Origin of the sequence: Rhodococcus sp. NBC_00297, from assembly GCF_036173065.1 — a bacterium.
Taxonomy (GTDB): domain Bacteria; phylum Actinomycetota; class Actinomycetes; order Mycobacteriales; family Mycobacteriaceae; genus Rhodococcoides.
Map to the genome: position 1 here is coordinate 990,804 of NZ_CP108041.1, position 16,130 is coordinate 1,006,933.

At 68.7% G+C, this 16,130-nt stretch carries 19 protein-coding genes; 8 read left to right on the forward strand and 11 right to left on the reverse strand.

The window, feature by feature from the left end; genetic code table 11:
* Positions 1–6: 6 nt before the first annotated feature.
* A complete protein-coding gene (gene rsmI, locus OG947_RS04655; RefSeq protein WP_027504096.1) occupies positions 7–834 on the reverse strand; it encodes a 16S rRNA (cytidine(1402)-2'-O)-methyltransferase in 828 nt (275 codons plus the stop codon).
* A 176-nt stretch (positions 835–1,010) separates the two neighbouring features.
* On the opposite strand from rsmI, the gene OG947_RS04660 reads away from it, so the two are divergent.
* Entirely contained in the window at positions 1,011–2,477 is a 1,467-nt protein-coding gene (locus tag OG947_RS04660) for a dolichyl-phosphate-mannose--protein mannosyltransferase (RefSeq protein ID WP_222629038.1), read from the forward strand.
* A gap of 4 nt (positions 2,478–2,481) precedes the next feature.
* On the opposite strand, the gene OG947_RS04665 is transcribed toward OG947_RS04660, so the two are convergent.
* From OG947_RS04665 to OG947_RS04675, 3 genes are all read right to left on the reverse strand, one after another.
* Positions 2,482–4,170: a BCCT family transporter gene (locus tag OG947_RS04665; protein ID WP_442973088.1), complete on the reverse strand. Its 1,689-nt coding sequence runs from the start codon at positions 4,168–4,170 to the stop codon at positions 2,482–2,484.
* Between the two features lie 59 nt (positions 4,171–4,229).
* A complete protein-coding gene (locus OG947_RS04670) occupies positions 4,230–4,664 on the reverse strand; it encodes a DoxX family protein (protein ID WP_027504098.1) in 435 nt (144 codons plus the stop codon).
* 77 nt (positions 4,665–4,741) lie between these two features.
* On the reverse strand, positions 4,742–5,101 hold the full coding sequence (locus tag OG947_RS04675; RefSeq protein ID WP_222627638.1) for a GntR family transcriptional regulator: 360 nt from the start codon (positions 5,099–5,101) through the stop codon (positions 4,742–4,744).
* Between the two features lie 27 nt (positions 5,102–5,128).
* Here OG947_RS04675 and arsC point away from each other — a divergent pair, with 27 nt between their 5' ends.
* Positions 5,129–5,470: an arsenate reductase (glutaredoxin) gene (arsC, locus tag OG947_RS04680; protein WP_027504100.1), complete on the forward strand. Its 342-nt coding sequence runs from the start codon at positions 5,129–5,131 to the stop codon at positions 5,468–5,470.
* A gap of 60 nt (positions 5,471–5,530) precedes the next feature.
* On the opposite strand, the gene arcA is transcribed toward arsC, so the two are convergent.
* Complete coding sequence (gene arcA / locus OG947_RS04685) at positions 5,531–6,745, reverse strand: arginine deiminase (protein WP_027504489.1); 1,215 nt, start codon at positions 6,743–6,745, stop codon at positions 5,531–5,533.
* Positions 6,746–6,807: 62 nt separating this feature from the next.
* Positions 6,808–7,686: an SDR family oxidoreductase gene (locus OG947_RS04690; RefSeq protein ID WP_328813225.1), complete on the reverse strand. Its 879-nt coding sequence runs from the start codon at positions 7,684–7,686 to the stop codon at positions 6,808–6,810.
* Positions 7,687–7,794: 108 nt separating this feature from the next.
* Here OG947_RS04690 and OG947_RS04695 point away from each other — a divergent pair, with 108 nt between their 5' ends.
* Both OG947_RS04695 and OG947_RS04700 read left to right on the forward strand, forming a co-directional pair.
* The gene (locus OG947_RS04695) at positions 7,795–8,394 is read left to right on the forward strand and encodes a sulfite oxidase-like oxidoreductase (protein WP_056447072.1); all 600 of its coding nucleotides are present in this window, start codon (positions 7,795–7,797) and stop codon (positions 8,392–8,394) included.
* Position 8,395: 1 nt separating this feature from the next.
* Complete coding sequence (locus OG947_RS04700) at positions 8,396–9,166, forward strand: ferredoxin reductase (protein ID WP_056447069.1); 771 nt, start codon at positions 8,396–8,398, stop codon at positions 9,164–9,166.
* Positions 9,167–9,189: 23 nt separating this feature from the next.
* On the opposite strand, the gene OG947_RS04705 is transcribed toward OG947_RS04700, so the two are convergent.
* The 5 genes from OG947_RS04705 to OG947_RS04725 all read right to left on the reverse strand — a co-directional run bounded on the left by OG947_RS04705 (position 9,190) and on the right by OG947_RS04725 (position 12,479).
* Positions 9,190–9,372, reverse strand: coding sequence for a hypothetical protein (locus OG947_RS04705; RefSeq protein WP_056447066.1), 183 nt, complete (start codon positions 9,370–9,372; stop codon positions 9,190–9,192).
* Between the two features lie 84 nt (positions 9,373–9,456).
* Positions 9,457–10,152: a TetR/AcrR family transcriptional regulator gene (locus OG947_RS04710; RefSeq protein ID WP_051612955.1), complete on the reverse strand. Its 696-nt coding sequence runs from the start codon at positions 10,150–10,152 to the stop codon at positions 9,457–9,459.
* Between the two features lie 267 nt (positions 10,153–10,419).
* The gene (locus OG947_RS04715; RefSeq protein ID WP_027504103.1) at positions 10,420–10,857 is read right to left on the reverse strand and encodes an effector binding domain-containing protein; all 438 of its coding nucleotides are present in this window, start codon (positions 10,855–10,857) and stop codon (positions 10,420–10,422) included.
* Positions 10,854–11,321, reverse strand: coding sequence for an effector binding domain-containing protein (locus OG947_RS04720; RefSeq protein ID WP_027504104.1), 468 nt, complete (start codon positions 11,319–11,321; stop codon positions 10,854–10,856). The genes OG947_RS04715 and OG947_RS04720 overlap by 4 nt, the downstream gene beginning before the upstream one ends.
* 135 nt (positions 11,322–11,456) lie before the next feature.
* Positions 11,457–12,479 carry an EamA family transporter gene (locus OG947_RS04725; RefSeq protein WP_081821042.1) on the reverse strand — a complete coding sequence of 341 codons (1,023 nt, stop codon included), beginning with the start codon at positions 12,477–12,479 and terminating at the stop codon, positions 11,457–11,459.
* Between the two features lie 59 nt (positions 12,480–12,538).
* Here OG947_RS04725 and OG947_RS04730 point away from each other — a divergent pair, with 59 nt between their 5' ends.
* From OG947_RS04730 to OG947_RS04745, 4 genes are all read left to right on the forward strand, one after another.
* A complete protein-coding gene (locus OG947_RS04730) occupies positions 12,539–13,081 on the forward strand; it encodes a CGNR zinc finger domain-containing protein (protein ID WP_328813226.1) in 543 nt (180 codons plus the stop codon).
* Between the two features lie 247 nt (positions 13,082–13,328).
* The gene (locus tag OG947_RS04735; protein ID WP_328813227.1) at positions 13,329–14,573 is read left to right on the forward strand and encodes an aspartate aminotransferase family protein; all 1,245 of its coding nucleotides are present in this window, start codon (positions 13,329–13,331) and stop codon (positions 14,571–14,573) included.
* Positions 14,570–15,604, forward strand: coding sequence for an SDR family oxidoreductase (locus OG947_RS04740; protein ID WP_328813228.1), 1,035 nt, complete (start codon positions 14,570–14,572; stop codon positions 15,602–15,604). The genes OG947_RS04735 and OG947_RS04740 overlap by 4 nt, the downstream gene beginning before the upstream one ends.
* A 26-nt stretch (positions 15,605–15,630) precedes the next feature.
* Positions 15,631–16,125, forward strand: coding sequence for an SRPBCC family protein (locus tag OG947_RS04745; RefSeq protein ID WP_328813229.1), 495 nt, complete (start codon positions 15,631–15,633; stop codon positions 16,123–16,125).
* The last annotated feature ends 5 nt before the right edge of the window (positions 16,126–16,130 follow it).

The window sequence follows — 16,130 nt, forward strand, 5'->3', positions numbered from 1 at the left end:
TCGGCGTCAGCCGCGCGCGGCCAGCACCGCTTCGTAGAGCGCACGCTTGGACACGTCCGCCGCCGTCGTGGTGGCCACCCGTGCGCACGCGTCCTTGAGGCCGAGTCCGGCGGACACGAGATCCTCCACCTCCGCGACGAGGTCGGCGGGATCCGCACTGACGGGCTCGGCTCCGGCCAGGACCACCGTGATCTCGCCGCGCACGCCGTCGGCGGCCCACGCGGCCAACTCCCCCAGCGTCCCTCGCTTCACTTCCTCGTAGGTCTTGGTCAATTCCCGGCACACCGCGGCGCGCCGATCGGGGCCGAGTACCTCGGACGCGTCGGCGAGGCAGTCCGCGATGCGGTGCGGGGCCTCGAAGAACACGACGGCGCGGCTCTCCGTCGTCAGCGTGCGCATCCACGCCTGCCGGGGACCACGCTTGCGAGGGGCGAATCCGTCGAAGCAGAAGCGCTCCACCGGCAACCCCGACAGGGCCAGTGCGGTGGTCACGGCGGACGGCCCGGGCAGGCAGGTCACGCCGATCCCCGCCTCTGCGCACGCGGCCACCAGTCGGTAACCCGGGTCGCTCACGGAGGGCATACCGGCGTCGGTGACCAGCAGGACCCGCCGCCCCTCGCGCATCTCGGCGAGCAGCAGGGGAACCCGATCGACCTCGACCTGGTCGTAGAAACTGACGACGCGACCGGTGATCTGCACCCCGAGTGCCGTGGCCAAGGACTTCGTGCGACGCGTGTCCTCCGCCGCGACGACATCGGCCGTGGCCAGTGCGTCGCGCAGTCGGGGCGACGCGTCTGCGGGGTCCCCCATCGGTGTCGCACCGAGTACCAGCACGCGTCGTCCTCATCTCGCTCGTCGGTCACGACCGCGGTCGCCGTCGGCATCTAGCCTACGATCGAATCGTGACCCTCGTGACCGCGCGTATCCCCACCGGTCGCGACGGTTCCGACGAGTACCTCACCGCGCCGCGCCCCGCTCTCCCGCCCGCAGTATTCGGGCCCACCGACCGCATGCGCGGATGGATCGTCACCGCGGTCCTCACGGTCCTCGCGGCCGTCACCCGCTTCACGATGCTCGGCTATCCGACCGACGCCGGCACCCCGGTGTTCGACGAGAAGCACTACGCCCCGCAGGGCTACCAGGTGCTCACCGGCGGCGGCGTCGAGGACAACCCGGCCTACGGCCTCGTCGTCCACCCGCCCGTCGGCAAGCAGCTGATCGCCGTCGGCGAGGCACTGTTCGGCTACACCGGATGGGGTTGGCGGCTGTCGTCGGCCGTCTTCGGTGTGATCCTCGTTCTCCTCGTCGTCCGCATCGTGCGCCGCATGACGCGCTCGACGCTGCTGGGCGCGATCGCCGGGATCCTCATGATCGTGGACGGCGTCACGTTCGTGACGTCCCGAGTCGGCATGCTCGACATCTTCATGGTGGTGTTCGTCGTCGCCGCGTTCGGCGCTCTGGTCCGCGACCGGGACGACGTCCGGGAGCGGTTGCACCGGGTCGCCGTCGAGGGCCGCATGGAGATGACCACGTGGGGCCCGCGTCTCGGCGTCCGCTGGTGGCGGTTCGGCGGCGGACTCCTGCTCGGTCTGGCGTGCGGAACGAAGTGGTCGGGTATCTACTTCGTCGCGTTCTTCGGACTGCTCAGCGTCGCCTTCGACGTCGCGGCGCGTCGCCAGTACGGGGTCACCCGGCCGTGGGTCGGCACCGCCGTGCGCGACGTCGGACCCGCGCTGTACGCGCTGGTGGCGATTCCGCTCGTCGTCTATCTGGCCACCTACGCCGGCTGGTTCGCGAGTGAGACCGGCGTCGACCGGAACGCCGTGGGCACCGACATCGGGACGGGCGGACCGTTCTCGTTCGTGCCCGCCGCTCTGCGCTCGCTCTGGTACTACAGCGGCAACGTCCTCGACTTCCACGCCGGACTGACCAACTCGGCCGGTAACCGCCACCCGTGGGAGTCCAAGCCGTGGACGTGGCCGATGGGTCTGCGGCCGATGCTCTACTACTTCGCCGACGGGCAGCAGATCACCGGTTGTTCGACGGGCGGCAACTGCGTCAAGGCCGTCATGCTCATCGGCACGCCTGCTCTGTGGTGGGTCGCGTTCCCGATGCTCGGCTGGGCGCTGTGGAGCACCGTGGCCCGCCGCGACTGGCGCTACGCCGCCGTGCTCGTCGGCTACGGCGCCGGCATCCTGCCGTGGTTCCTGACCCTCGACCGTCAGATGTACTTCTTCTACGCCGCGGCGCTCGCGCCCTTCCTCGTCATGGGCGTCACCCTGGTCCTCGGCGACATCCTCGGGCGAGGACTCCGCGGTGGGCAGGGTCGCGAGCGCCGCACGCTCGGTCTGCTGCTGGTCTCGCTGTACGTCGCCGTGGTGATCGCCAACTTCGTGTGGCTCTGGCCGATCCTCACGGGTCTGCCCATCAGTCAGGAGACGTGGCAGCAGCAGCTCTGGTTGCCGAGCTGGCGCTGACCGCTCAGAGCTCGGTGCGCCCGGCCTTCGTCAGCCGGAGACGTCGACGACGTTGCGTGAGCACCAGTGGATCGTGCGACAGGTCGCGGTAGAGCGACACCGACAGCCCGATCATGACCAGCACGAACGGCGCCGCGGCGATGATTGTCATGGTCTGCAAGCCGTTGAGCGCGTCCGCGCCGCCCGTCCACAGGATGATCGCGGCGGTGCCACCGGTGATGGCTCCCCAGAACACGACGACCCAGCGGCTGGGCTCGAGGGTTCCGCGCTGACTGAGGGTGCCCATGACCATGGACGCCGCGTCGGCACCGGAGACGAAGAAGACGGCCACGAGAATCATCACGACGACCGTCGACAGCCCGAAGAGCGGCAGGTTCTCGAGCATGCCGAACAGCTGAGACTCGCTGCTGGCGCGCGCGGCCAGGTCGATGCCGTCGCGCTGTTCGCCGATACCGGCTCCGCCGAAGATCGAGAACCACACCAGGCTCACGGCACTCGGGATCACGATGACACCGATGATGAACTCACGAACGGTGCGGCCACGGCTGATGCGGGCGAGGAACATGCCGACGAAGGGGGTCCAGGAGACCCACCAGGCCCAGTAGAAGATCGTCCACGACGACAGCCACGACGCGGTCTCCGGATCGGACGACGCCGCCGAGCGAGCCGACATGTGGAACAGCTGGCTCGCGTAGTCGCCGATGGTGGTGGGAATCAGGTTGAGGATCAACACCGTCGGGCCCAGCACGAACACGAAGAGTGCGAGGACGAGTGCCAGCACCATGTTGATGTTGGACAGCCACTGGATGCCCTTGGCGACGCCGGAGACCGCGGACGCGACGAAGGCGAGGGTCAACAGCGCGACGATGGCGACGAGCAGGAGCGTGCCGGCCTCACCGAGCCAGCCGATGACCTCGACACCCGAACCGATCTGCAGCGCACCGAGTCCGAGGGAGGCGGCGGTACCGAACAGCGTCGCGAAGATGGCGAGGATGTCGATGACCTTGCCGATCGGGCCCTCGGCGCGGCGACCGAGGAGCGGGAGGAAGGCGGAGCTGATGAGCTGACGACGGCCGCGGCGGTAGGTGCTGTACGCGACGGCGAGACCCATGACGGCGTAGATGGACCACGGATGCAGGCTCCAGTGGAACATCGTGGTGGCCATGGCCGTTCCGACACTGCTGTCGGTGCCGGGCGGCGGCGTGACGAAGTGCGTCAGCGGCTCGGAGACGCCGTAGAACATCAACCCGATGCCCATGCCGGCGCTGAACATCATGGCGATCCAGCTGACGGTCTTGAACTCCGGCTTCTCCCCGTCCTTGCCGAGCGGGATACGTCCGTACTTCGACATCGCCAGGTAGATGCAGAAGAGCACGAAACCGGTGGCGGAGATGATGAACAGCCAGCCCATGTTGGTGACGAGCCAGTCCAGCATCGAGGACGTCACGTTCTCGAGGCTCGTCGGTCCGGCCAGTCCCCAGACGATGATGCCCGTGACGACGGCTGCCGCGACGCCGAACACCACGGGGTCGAGGGTGGCGCGCCGCGGCGCCGGTTCCTGCGACCCGGGGTCCTGCGCATCGGGGTGCGCGGAGGCGGGCAGCACGGCAGATGCCGCGGACGACGGAACGTCCGCGGCATCATCGCGTGGGGTGTCAGCCGGTCCTGTGTCCGTGTCCATACGCGATGTCATGAGACGTCACGTTGCTCGCCTCGACGCCCCGGTGCAAGTTCACAGACTGTTTTCGCAGGTCAGGACGATACGCGTGCACGTGACTTCGGACGGCGGAATGCGCGGTCGACACTGTACGTGCCCGAGCCGACTGCCGCGAGGAGAAGCGCTCCGGCGCCGAGTGCGACGACCAGTTCCCAGCCGCCCTCGCCGACGAACACGCCCTTGTCGAGGTGCACGAAGACGAGCGCGCCGACCATGTCGACGACCAGCAGCAGAGCCGCGACGGACGTCAGCACGCCCAGGATCAGAGCGGCTCCACCGATGAGCTCGACGAAGGTGGCGAAGTACGCCGACACCTGCGGGGCCGGAATGCCCATGCCCTCGAAGCCGGCGGTGGTGGCATCGAGCCCGTTGGTACGCAGTTTCTGCCACCCGTGGGCGACGAACACGACGCCCAGGGCGATGCGCGCGACGAGTGCGGCGATGTCTCGAACGACGACAGGTGTCTTCACAGTGATCCTCTGATGGGTCGGGGTGGATTCGGGATCACCATGACACACTTTAAGTTGAAGCGTCAACGTAAGTGGTGTCAGGAGTCCGCGAGCGCCGTCCGCACGTAGCGCAGAGCCACCTCGTCGTCGATGCCGGCGCGACGCGCCGCGCGGACGTACTCCGTGGCCGCGAGTTGCACTGCCCCGGCCGAAGGATCGCCGCCGGCCGCCACGAAGGTGCCCGACCGCCCCCGGGTCTCGATCACGCCGTCCTTCTCGAGTTCGCGGTACGCCTTCGCCACCGTGTTGGGAGCGAGGTCGAGCGTCGCCGCGAGAGCTCGCACCGTCGGCAGTTTCGATCCCGCGATGAGCTGCCCCGACCGCACCGCGGCCACGATCTGCGACCGCACCTGGTCGAACGGCGCCGTCCCCGACGCACCGTCGATCGTGAACCTCATCGGTCCCACTCCCGCCATACTTGCTCCATGTCCGTCACGATCTATCACAACCCCCGGTGCTCGACGTCCCGCAACGTACTCGCGGCCATCCGCGACGCGGGGGTGGAGCCGACCATCGTGCCCTACCTGACCACCCCGCCGGACGAGGCGACGTTGCGAGCCCTCATCTCCGATGCCGGCCTCACCCCGCGCACCGCTGTGCGCAAGCGCGAGACACTGTACAAGGAACTCGATCTCGCGAATGCCGACGACGAGACGGTCCTGCGCGCCATGCTGACGCATCCGGTACTCATCGAGCGGCCCTTCGTGGTCGGCGAGAAGGGCACCGTCCTGGCGCGCCCGGCGGCCACGGTGAGCACGGTCCTCTAGCCGGCCGGACATCAGCGGGAAGGCCGGAGGCCGGCCGGAGGTCTGCGGGAAGGCCAGAGGTCAGACGGGATCGCGGGCGACGGGGCAGGACATGCAGCGGGGTCCGCCGCGGCCCGATCCCAGTTCCGATCCCGAGATGCGCAGCACCTCGATGCCCGACGCTTCGAGGCGCGCGTTGGTCTCGACGTTGCGTTCGTACGCGACGACGACGCCGGGAGCCAGTGCGAGCGTGTTGTTCCCGTCGTCCCACTGCTCACGTTCGGCGGTGACGTTGTCGAGTCCGGTGTCGATGACCCGCAGTTTGCCGATACCCATGGCGTCGGCCGCGGCGTCGAGGAACGGGCCCGCGCCGGTGATGGTCACACCGGTGTCCTCGCGGCGAATCGTGAACGCGGACAGCGTGTCCTGGATGATCGGGTACATCACCACCGCGTCGGTGTCGACCATCGTGCACACGGTGTCCAGGTGCATCGACGCCCGTTCCTGCGCGATGGGCACCACGAGCACGGTGTGCGCGAGGTCGTCGTCGAAGAGGCTGCGCGCGAGCGCTTCGGCACCGGCGGGCGTGGTGCGTTCACCGACTCCCACGGCGACGACGCCGGGCGCCATCAGCAGTACGTCGCCGCCCTCCACCGGCGCGGTGTGCGACTCGTAGGCCCGGCGCACACCGAGGAATCGTGGATGGAAGGCGTAGATCAGATCCGTCAGCGACGTCTCCCGAGCGCGGGCCCGCAGCGCCAGTGACGTGATCGCGACGCGTTGCTGGATCCAGAACGACGAGTCGCGGGTGAACAGCAGGTTCGGGAGCGGCTCGATGACGAAGTCGCCGCCGTGGTGCATGCGCCGGACCAGCGAGACACCCGAGTCGTCCGCGACCGGCAGTTCGTCGAAGGTCATGCCCGCCATCAGCACGGTCGCCAGTTCGGGTGCGGGCAGGCCGCGGAGGTAGGTCGCCAGGTCCCGGGCGAGCACGTGTCCGAGCCGCCGGGGTTCCACCGCGGCGGCGACACCCTGCACGCGTGCGGCACCGCTGAGGGCCAGGGTCTCGGTCAGCAGATCACCGAGCAGGAGGACCTCGACACCGCGTCCTCGCAGCAGGTCGGCGAACGCGTCGTGCTCGTCGCGAGCGCGGTCCACCCACGGCAGTCCATCGAACAGCAGCTGATCGTTGTTGCGGGGGGTGAGTCGGCGCAGCTCGTCGCCCGGACGGTGCAGCATGACCGTCCGGAGCGTTCCCACCTCGGAATCCGCTCCCAGCGGAGCCGTCGCGTCCATGCCAGAACGGTAGTGCGTGAGCGCCGACTCGGCACGCGCTCCCGCCGGACACGCGCGTGAGGTCAGCGCAGCAGTCGGGAGAAGTAGTCGTTGGCCGCCTGCATGGTCATCTCGTAGGGGCGCGCGAACTTGCGCGACACCCAGTACCCCACCCGGATGTCGTTGCTCGAGTAGACGAGGAAGTGCCGCTTCTCCATCCCGGTCAGGATCTTCTCCGCGACCACCTCGGGCGACACGGCGTGGGCCTCGAAGCGTGCGGTCAGCTTCGTCACGCGTGGGTCGTCGCGATCCACGCCGGCGATGTCCACCGTCTCGACGAGCGGTGTCCGCACCGCCCCGGGGACCACGAGCGAGACGTCGATGCCGTGCCGGGCGAGGTCGTAGCGCAACACCTCGGACATGCCGCGCACGCCGAACTTGCTGGCGCTGTACGCCGCGTGCCACGGATACGCGAGCAGGCCGGCCGACGACGACACGTTGACCAGGTACCCACCGCGACCCGCCGCGATCATCGGGGGAACGAAGCACTGGGTGACGTGGATCGGGCCCATCAGGTTGATATCGATCAGCGCCTTCCACGTCTCGTGGGCCATGTTCTCGACGGTGCCCCACGCGGAGATCCCGGCCACGTTCATGACGACGTCGACGCTCCCCACCTCGGCGTGCACGGCGTCCGCGAACGAGGCGACGGCGTCGTGGTCGGAGACGTCGAGCGCACGCGAGGCGACGACGCTGCCGCCGTTCTCGGCGATGGTGGCGGCCGTGGCCGCCAGTCCCGCCTCCGCGATGTCCGTGACGACCAGCCGCGCCCCACGCCGCGCGGCCTCGATCGCCGTGGCGCGACCGATGCCGCTGGCGGCGCCGGTGACCAGCACGATCGCCCCGCGCAGGTCGGTCCACGACCGTCGCGGACGTCTCCCTCTCAGCCTGCTCTGCACCATCGCGTCGCACTCCCCCCTCGCCGGCCTGCTGTGGTGCCCGACACTACCGGTCGAGTGTGCGCGCTCCGACTTGTCAGAGGCCCGACGACCGGCGCAGAATCTGCCACCATGGCGTTGATCTCGAAGGGCTTCGTGGGCCGCCGGCGCGGCGACGACGGTCGGACTCCCCCCGGCCAGTACCTGACCAACGATTTCCCGGTTCTCGCCATCGGGCCCGCGCCCGTGGTCGCGACCGACACGTGGTCGTTCTCCATCACGTCCGAGACCGGTGAGACCCGGACCTGGACGTGGGACGAGGTGGCCGCGCTGCCGCACGAGACCCCGACGGTCGACATCCACTGCGTCACCAAGTGGTCGAAGCTCGACACCAACTGGAACGGCGTGAGTCTCGACGTGCTGCTGGACGGTCTCGACACCGAGGCGGGGTACGTCGTCGTACACGGCTTCGACGGATACACCACCAATCTGCCCCTCGAGGACCTGCGAGACGGGAAGGCCTGGCTGGTCACCGAGTTCGACGGAGAGCCGCTCGCACGCGAACACGGCGGTCCCGCACGGCTTCTCGTGCCGCACCTGTACTTCTGGAAGTCGGCGAAGTGGGTCTCGCGCATCGAACTCACCGAGGAGAACGAACAGGGATTCTGGGAGCGCGGCGGCTATCACGACTACGGCGACCCGTGGCGCGAGCAGCGATACCAAGGCGACTGACGTGACCACCGGAGCCACCGCCGGGGTCGGGGCCCGGCCCTGGCTCGTCGCGAGGGTGCTCGAGGTGCGGCGCGAGACACCGACCGCCTCGACGCTGGTGCTCGACGTCGACGGCTGGCCGGGACATCTCGCCGGACAGCACGTGGACGTGAAGCTGACCGCCGAGGACGGGTACAGCGCGCAGCGCAGCTACTCCCTCGCCTCCGCACCGGACGGCACGTCGCGCATCGAGATCGCCGTGCAGAACGTCTCCGACGGCGAGGTGTCCCCCTACCTCGTCGGCGCCGTCGAGGTGGGCGACCGGTTCGAGATCCGCGGACCCGTCGGCCGGTGGTTCGTCTGGCGGCCGTCGGCACCCACCGAGACCCCGTCACCGCCTGTCCTGCTGGTGGGCGGCGGCTCGGGCATCGTTCCGCTCCGCGCGATGGTCCGCGCGCAGGCCGCGGCGGGATCGAGCGGCGGCCGTGTGCCGTTCCGCGTGCTCTACTCGGTCCGTGAACCGGCGGAGGTGTACTTCGCCGACGAGTGGGCGCATCCGCCCGCGGGAGTCGACGTCACCACGCTCTACACGCGGCGCGCTCCCACCGGCTCCCGCAGGCCGCTCGGCCGCATCACGATCGAGGATCTCGACGCGCACGGGTGGCCCGCCGAGTTCGAGCCGCGGTGCTACATCTGCGGGCCCACGAGCTTCGTCGACACGGTCGCGGACATGCTGGTCGAGCGAGGACATGCACCGGCGAACATCCGCACGGAGCGCTTCGGACCCAGCTGACAACCGTCCCCGCCCGGCCGAGTTCAGAGGCGGGTGGTCATCTCGTCCTGGTAGTCGCGGACAGTGCGTTCGATGCGTGCGGCATCGTCGGCGTCACCGCGTTTCCGAGCGTCGTCCGCGCGTGACTGCAGCACGCGGATGGCCTTGCGCAGCTCGTTGTCGGACATGCGGCGGTCGGTGCGTTCGCGCGTGGCGATGTCTTCCATGGGTCTCTCCCGACGTCACTCGTGCGGTCGACACACGATGCCGTGTGTCTCACGTCACAGTGTGCGCCGGGAGAGCGCCGAACGCTAGTGGTTGCTGGAGACGCCGGTGTCGCTGGTGGCGTCGGCACCCGAGCGATCGCGTACGAAGCTGGAGAGGCTTCGCGAGGCGAACTCGCGGAAGTACGGGAGCTTCGCCGGCGGCACGAGCGAGGGCAGGATGGTGTGCCAGACCTGCTCCATGCGCACGGCGGCACCGTCGAGGCGCGCAGTGCCCTCGGCGACCATCAGCACGCCACTGAGCATCTCCGAGACCAGGCAGGACGCGGTCTCGGCGTCCAGCGAGTCGATGACGTCACCGTGCTCGATGGCACGCTCGAAGAGGTGCGAGAAGATGTTCTGCCACGTACCGAAGACGCTCCCCCGCGTGGGGTCCGGTGCGTCCACCTCGAGCTGCAGGCGGTACATGATGCGCACCAGGTTGTCGGTATTGGCAAGGTCGAGAACGGAATACGTGATCCCGATGACGGATTCCAGTGCAGGAGAACGGCTGTCGACCATTCCGGTGCAGGCGGCCGCGACACGCTCACGACCCTCGTCGACGAGCGCGCGCGCCAGCTCTTCCTTGGACGCGAAGTGGAAGTACAGCGCGCCCTTGGTCACACCCGACTCCGCCGAGACCTGGCTCAGGGTCGCCGTGGCGTGGCCGACCCGCAGGAACAGATCGGCGGCAGCCCGCAGGGCCGCGGACCGCGTTGCCTCTGCACGTAATTGCCTGACCATTGTTACTCCCCACTAGTCACGCGCGTTCGGACCGGTGCTCCGAACCGCCGGTGTGAATCCCGTGTCACACCCTTCTACTGCGCGTGATCATGATAGGCACAGGTTGGACTCGAACACCGCCACAGAAATGCACTCGAGACAAAATCACAATGACGACCAGCGCTCGAGCGAGTCCAGGCACCGCTCCGACTGCTTCTACTCGTCGGTAGGTTCTTTATCTCGACGAGAGCCGACTTCTCGTCCGCCGGCACCGGACGTCGGCGCACGTCATTGCAGCGAGACGGCGACGAAGATCTCGACGTTCCCGTCGGCTGAGAGGCACTCGAACTCCACCCCGCCGGCGCGCACGATCGAGCCGTCGGCGATGGCCTCCTCGGCCTGCGCCCACGCGTCCTCCGCCCGGTCGGGCAGCGTCATCGACGGCGTGAAGACCGCGAACGCTCCCGACGGAACCGTGACGAAGACGTCGCCGATCGGCACGTCGTCGACGTTCCCACGAGGTACGCCGACGACGACGTTGCAGACACCACGCTGATCCGGGACGTAGACGGTGTAGACGTCGGCGTCCTCCGGTTCACGTTCGCGGATACGTTCACGCAGGAACACGACGAGATCGCTGGCGCTGCCCTCGGGTCCGGGATCGACACCGGGCACGACCAGTCCGCCGAACACCATGCTCGGACGTGCCACGAGACGGAACGTCATCCCGCACCGCCGACGCCCCGCGAGCCGGGCGTCGCGACCGGAACGTACATCTCGATCTTGTACGCGTGGGGATACACCTCGAACTCACCGGTGAAGGCGCGAGTGAAGGACCCCATCTCCTCCGCGTGGGTGATCTCGTTCCACAGCGTCGTCAGGACCTGCGGAAAATTGCCGACTGCTGAGAATTTCGCATAGCGACCCGCCGGCACACGCGCCACGATGTGCCCGCGGCGCACGTCACCGTCCGCGACGCGGTACCCGACGATCTGCGTGCTGTAGGACCCGATCGCGGGAACGAAGTCGGTGTAGATCGACCCGAGCGGTTCACCGATGTCCTGGTTCAGGATTCCGGACCACGCACGTTCGAGATTGGTGTCATAGAGAGAGCCCAACGCCCGTTTCGGGCTTCGCACAGGGAGACCCGCAACCCACGTTTCCGCGAGGTCGACGAATTCGATGGTCATGACGGGCTCCCGTGCAACGGCTTCGATGTCCGCGTGGTGGTCACTGACACTCCGGCGGACCGGCACTCGCGACCCCGCCCGGAGAAGTGCCCACCCGCCGAATACCACGACGCGCCCTCACCATACAGTGCCGCGTCAGGGGAGAACGGATACCCCGTGAGATCCGTCCATTCCTGCCGAGGCCGGCAGCGCCTCCACGGGCGGCGGTGCATCGGATCGCCACTGCACCACGGCGGCTCCCGTCAGAATTGCTGCACCACCTGCGATTTGAGTGAGAGACACCGTCTCGCCGAGCAGGAGCCACGCCGCAACCACCGCGCACAGCACCTCGACCAGCGCGATCACCGATGCGGTCGATGCCCCGAGGGCGCGGGACGCCATGATCCCGAAAACGTACGCGACGGCTGCGGAGACCAGGGCGAGCACTGCGACGGCAGTCCACCACGGCCACGCCCGGCCGTCGAGAGCGACGTCGTTCGTCGACACCTGCAACGGAACCATTCCCAGCATTCCGGCGACGCCGACCACAATGGCGCCCACCGCCAGTCCGGCGGCCGAGAGAACCAACGGATCGACGGCGTCGCCCTGTTTCGCGGACACCACGAAGTAGAACGCGAGACACACGGCGGCGGACAGTCCCCAGAGCACGCCGACAGGATCGAACACGGCGCCGTCGAACACGTCGAGCACGACCAGCGCACCGCCGAGCGCGAGTGCGACACCCGCCATCGTCGTCGGGCGGGGGCGCCGCCGGGTGGTGATCCAGATCCAGCCGATCACCAGGACCGGCCCGAGGTACTCGAGCATGAGTGCGACACCCACCGAGAGGTGTTGGATCGCATTGAAGAAGCAGACCTGGGCTCCTGCCACCGCGACGACGCCGTACGCGACGACGGTGACGGGAGCCGAGAGCACCCCGCGGAGTGCGCCGCGGCGCAGCAGGACGACGACGGGCAGGAGGATCACCGCACCGCCCACGATGCGAGCGAGCACCGCAGACTCGGGCGACCACCCGGTGTCGGTGAGCGCCTTCGCGAACGGGCCCGACATTCCGAACGCGATCGCGGAGGTCACGGCGAACGCGACACCGGAACGGGAGGACACCATGAGCGGCCCTTTCGAGGATCCGGCCACACCGCCGGGTACGTCGCCCGTCATGTCATGACCGTAACTGTAGATTGGTCATGACACTAGAGACCCGGAAGGTCAGGAGTCAAATGCTTTTTGCTCATGACACACGCACCGCCCTCGTCTGGGCGGCGGCGCTGATCAACACCGCCGCGAACGGCGAGGACCACCTCCCTGACGTGAGCACCCTGTCGTCGATGCTCGACGAGCACGAGTGGACGGGGCGCCGCGAGGGCACACAGGAGGAACTCGACGCCGTGCGGGCCCTGCGCCCGGCCTGGCGGGCGCTGTGGGAGACGGGCGAACCCGACGCCGTCGTACCCGTCGTCAACGCGATGCTGGCCGCATCCGACGCCCGGCCGTACCTCACCCGCCACGGCGACTGGGGCTGGCACATGCACGTCAGCGACGACGACGCGCCCCTCGCCGATCGCATGACGGCCGAGACCGCCGTCGCCCTCGCCGACATGGTGCGGTCGGACGAGCTCGAGCGGCTCCGCCTGTGCGACGCACCGGACTGCGACGCGGTGCTCGTCGACCTCTCCCGCAACCGATCGAGGCGGTACTGCGACACCGGAAACTGCGGCAACCGCGCCAACGTCGCCGCGTACCGGGCCCGCAAGAAGATCTGACGACGGCCGGTCCTGGTGAACCGATATTCGCACAATTCCTGATCAGCTGAAGGTATTCCGTGGTCACCGGACCAGCCACTGGTAGCTACCCGCTTAAAAACGGTGGTTCGCTCCATCTGTTGTCGCGCAACGTCATACGACTCATCGGTGGCTTTGACGCCACCTGCAGCCGGGGTTACCGTCGGTGATCGCGGCGGCCCGCCGGGCCGCACGCCTCATCGCTTCTCCTCGTCTCGGGAGCCACACCATGTCGATCTCGACGTCCCTCGACGGGCGGGTGCAGAGCCACACCCGCGCGCATCTGTCCGAGTCTCGTGCACGCGTGGCCTCCATGCTGGGCGACATCGTCGAGGACCGCTCGCTCGGAGCCAGACTGTGGTCGACCGACGACGTCGAGTACCTCAACTGCGGCGGGTACGGGACCCTCCTGCTCGGCTCCCGGCATCCCCGCGTCGTCGACGCGGTGATCGCCCAGCTCGGACGCCATCCCGTCTCCACCCGCACCCTGCTCGAACCTCGGGTGGCCGAGGCCGCGGCGGCACTGGCGGCCCGCCTGCCGGACCCGCTGTCGAAGGTCTACTTCGGTGCCTCCGGAACCGAGGCCACCGAAGCCGCCGTCAAGATGGCCTGCAGCGCCGGCCACCATCGCCTGATCGGGGCGAGCCGCGGCTACCACGGCAAGACCCTCGGCGCGCTCGCCCTCACGGCGAATCCGTCGTATCAGAACCCGTTCCGTCGACTGTTCACCGCGGCGACCACAGTTCCGTACGGCGACGTCCAGGCACTGTCGGACGCACTCGGCGACGACGCCTCCGACGCCTGCGTGGTCCTCGAACCCGTGCAGGGCGAGGGCGGGGTCGTGCTGCCGCCCCGCAACTACCTCGCGGTCGCCTCGGCACTGTGCCGTGAACGCGGAGCCCTCCTCGTGATCGACGAGATCATGACCGGCCTCGGACGCACCGGCCTGATGTGGGAGAGCGAGCGGGACGCCGTCGACGCCGACATCGTCCTCGTGGGAAAGAGTCTGGGCGGCGGCGTGATTCCCGTGTCGGCCGCCGTCGCGACACCGCGCGCCTTCCGTGCCTTCGACATCGACTTCGGCATCCACACGTCGACCTTCTCCGGTGCGCCGCTGGGGATGGCGGCCGCGTGCGCCGCGCTCGAGGTCATCGACGACGAGAAGCTGGTGGCGCGATCCGCACGGACGGGCGGACGACTGCTCGACGAGTTGCGCATACTCACAGCGGATCTCGGGACCGTGGAGGTCCGCGGTCGAGGGTTGCTCATCGGGCTGGACTTCGGCGACGCCGGCACCGCCGGCCGCTTCCTGCTCGCGCTGCTCGACCGGCGCGTCGTGGCCAACCACTCCCTGAACGCCAGTCCAGTCGTGCGTTTCACTCCCCCGGCCACGATGACCGAGGCTGATGTCGACTGGATGCTCACCGCCGTCGGCGACGCACTGCGCGAGACGTTCTCGAAAGGACACCGATGACGATTCTGCTGACCGGAGCCTCCGGCGTCGTCGGACTGCCGACGCTCCGCGCCCTCACCGAGGACCACGACGTCGTCGTGGTGGAAGGTCGACGGGCCGTGCAGCACTCGGGGATCACTGTCCGCGGCGACCTCCGCGCGCCACACCTCGGACTCGACGACCGGACGTGGTCCGCCCTCACCCGCGACGTGGACACCGTCGTGCACTGCGCCGGCGTCGTGGACTTCGGGATCGACGACGCGTCCACCCGGGCCGTCAACGTCGACGGAGTCCGCCACATCGTGGAGCTCTCCCGGGACGCGTCGGCACGCCTGGTGCACGTCAGCACCGCCTTCGTCGGCCAACCCGTGATCCCGGACGTCACCGGCGGACTCGCCACCATGCACCCCGGTGCGTACATCGCCAGCAAGAGGGACGGCGAGGATCTCGTGCGGAGCAGCGGCCTCGACTGGACCATCGTCCGCCCGTCCATCGTGTGCGGCGATTCCGAGACCGGTGAGATCTCCGAGTTGCAGGGGCTGCACACCCTCGTGCGCGCCTTCCTGCGCGGGACGTTGCCGGTCGTCCTGTGCGAGGACGCGCTGCAGTACGACTTCGTGCCGTGCGACGTCGTCGCACGGTCGATCGCGACGGTGGTGAACCACCCGCGGCAGTACGACCGCGAGCACGTGTGGGTCACCAGCGGGGCCGCGGCACTGGACATCGACTCGCTCGTCGCCGTGCTGGTCGACGAGGCCACCCGCCTCGGGATCGCGGTGGACGCGCCTCGCCGGCTGCACCCGGACGTGTTCCAGCGCCTGTGGAAGCCGGCCTTCTTCGACCTGCTCGACCCCGCGTCGCAGACGAAGTTCGCCAATCTCCTCGCCTCCGTCGCGAACCTGTTCAACACCAGCCCGTTTCCCACGTCGCTCGGGTCCGGACCCCTCCCTCCCGCGCAGACGGCGGGCACCATCGAACGCTCCGCCCGCCTCACCGCCCGACATCTGGTGGAGCGCTCCCCCGGCGCCTATCCCGTCCTGCAGTCCGCCTGACCGTCGATTCCATTCGAGGAGTTCTCATGTCCCCCAGCATCATCAGTGTGATCGCCACCCTCACCGGCGTCACTCCGGACGACGTGTTCGATCGGGTCAGCGACTTCGCCTCCTTCGGCGATCACGTACCCATGGTCGACCGCATCACCGTGACGGATCCCGAGTCGCGGGACGCGGCCGGGTACGTTCGATCGTCGTCGTGGTCGACCCACTTCCGCGGCGGTCTGCTGCAGTGGGTCGAGACGGACACCGTCGACGTGCCCGGCCGCACCGTCACCTTCGAGCAGTCGAGCGGCGACCTGGGATCGTTCGACGGCCGGTGGGCGGTGCGGGAGACCGGCGACGGCGCCATCGAGATGGCCTTCGACGCCGCCGTCGACATCGGCATCCCGTCGATGGCCGACATGCTCAATCCGGTCGCCGCACAGGAACTGGCCACCGGCGTGCACCAGATCGTCGACGGGCTCTTCGGCTCGGGCGTCGTCTCCGTCGAGACCGGGTCGCGGCTCACTCAGCGCTGACTGAC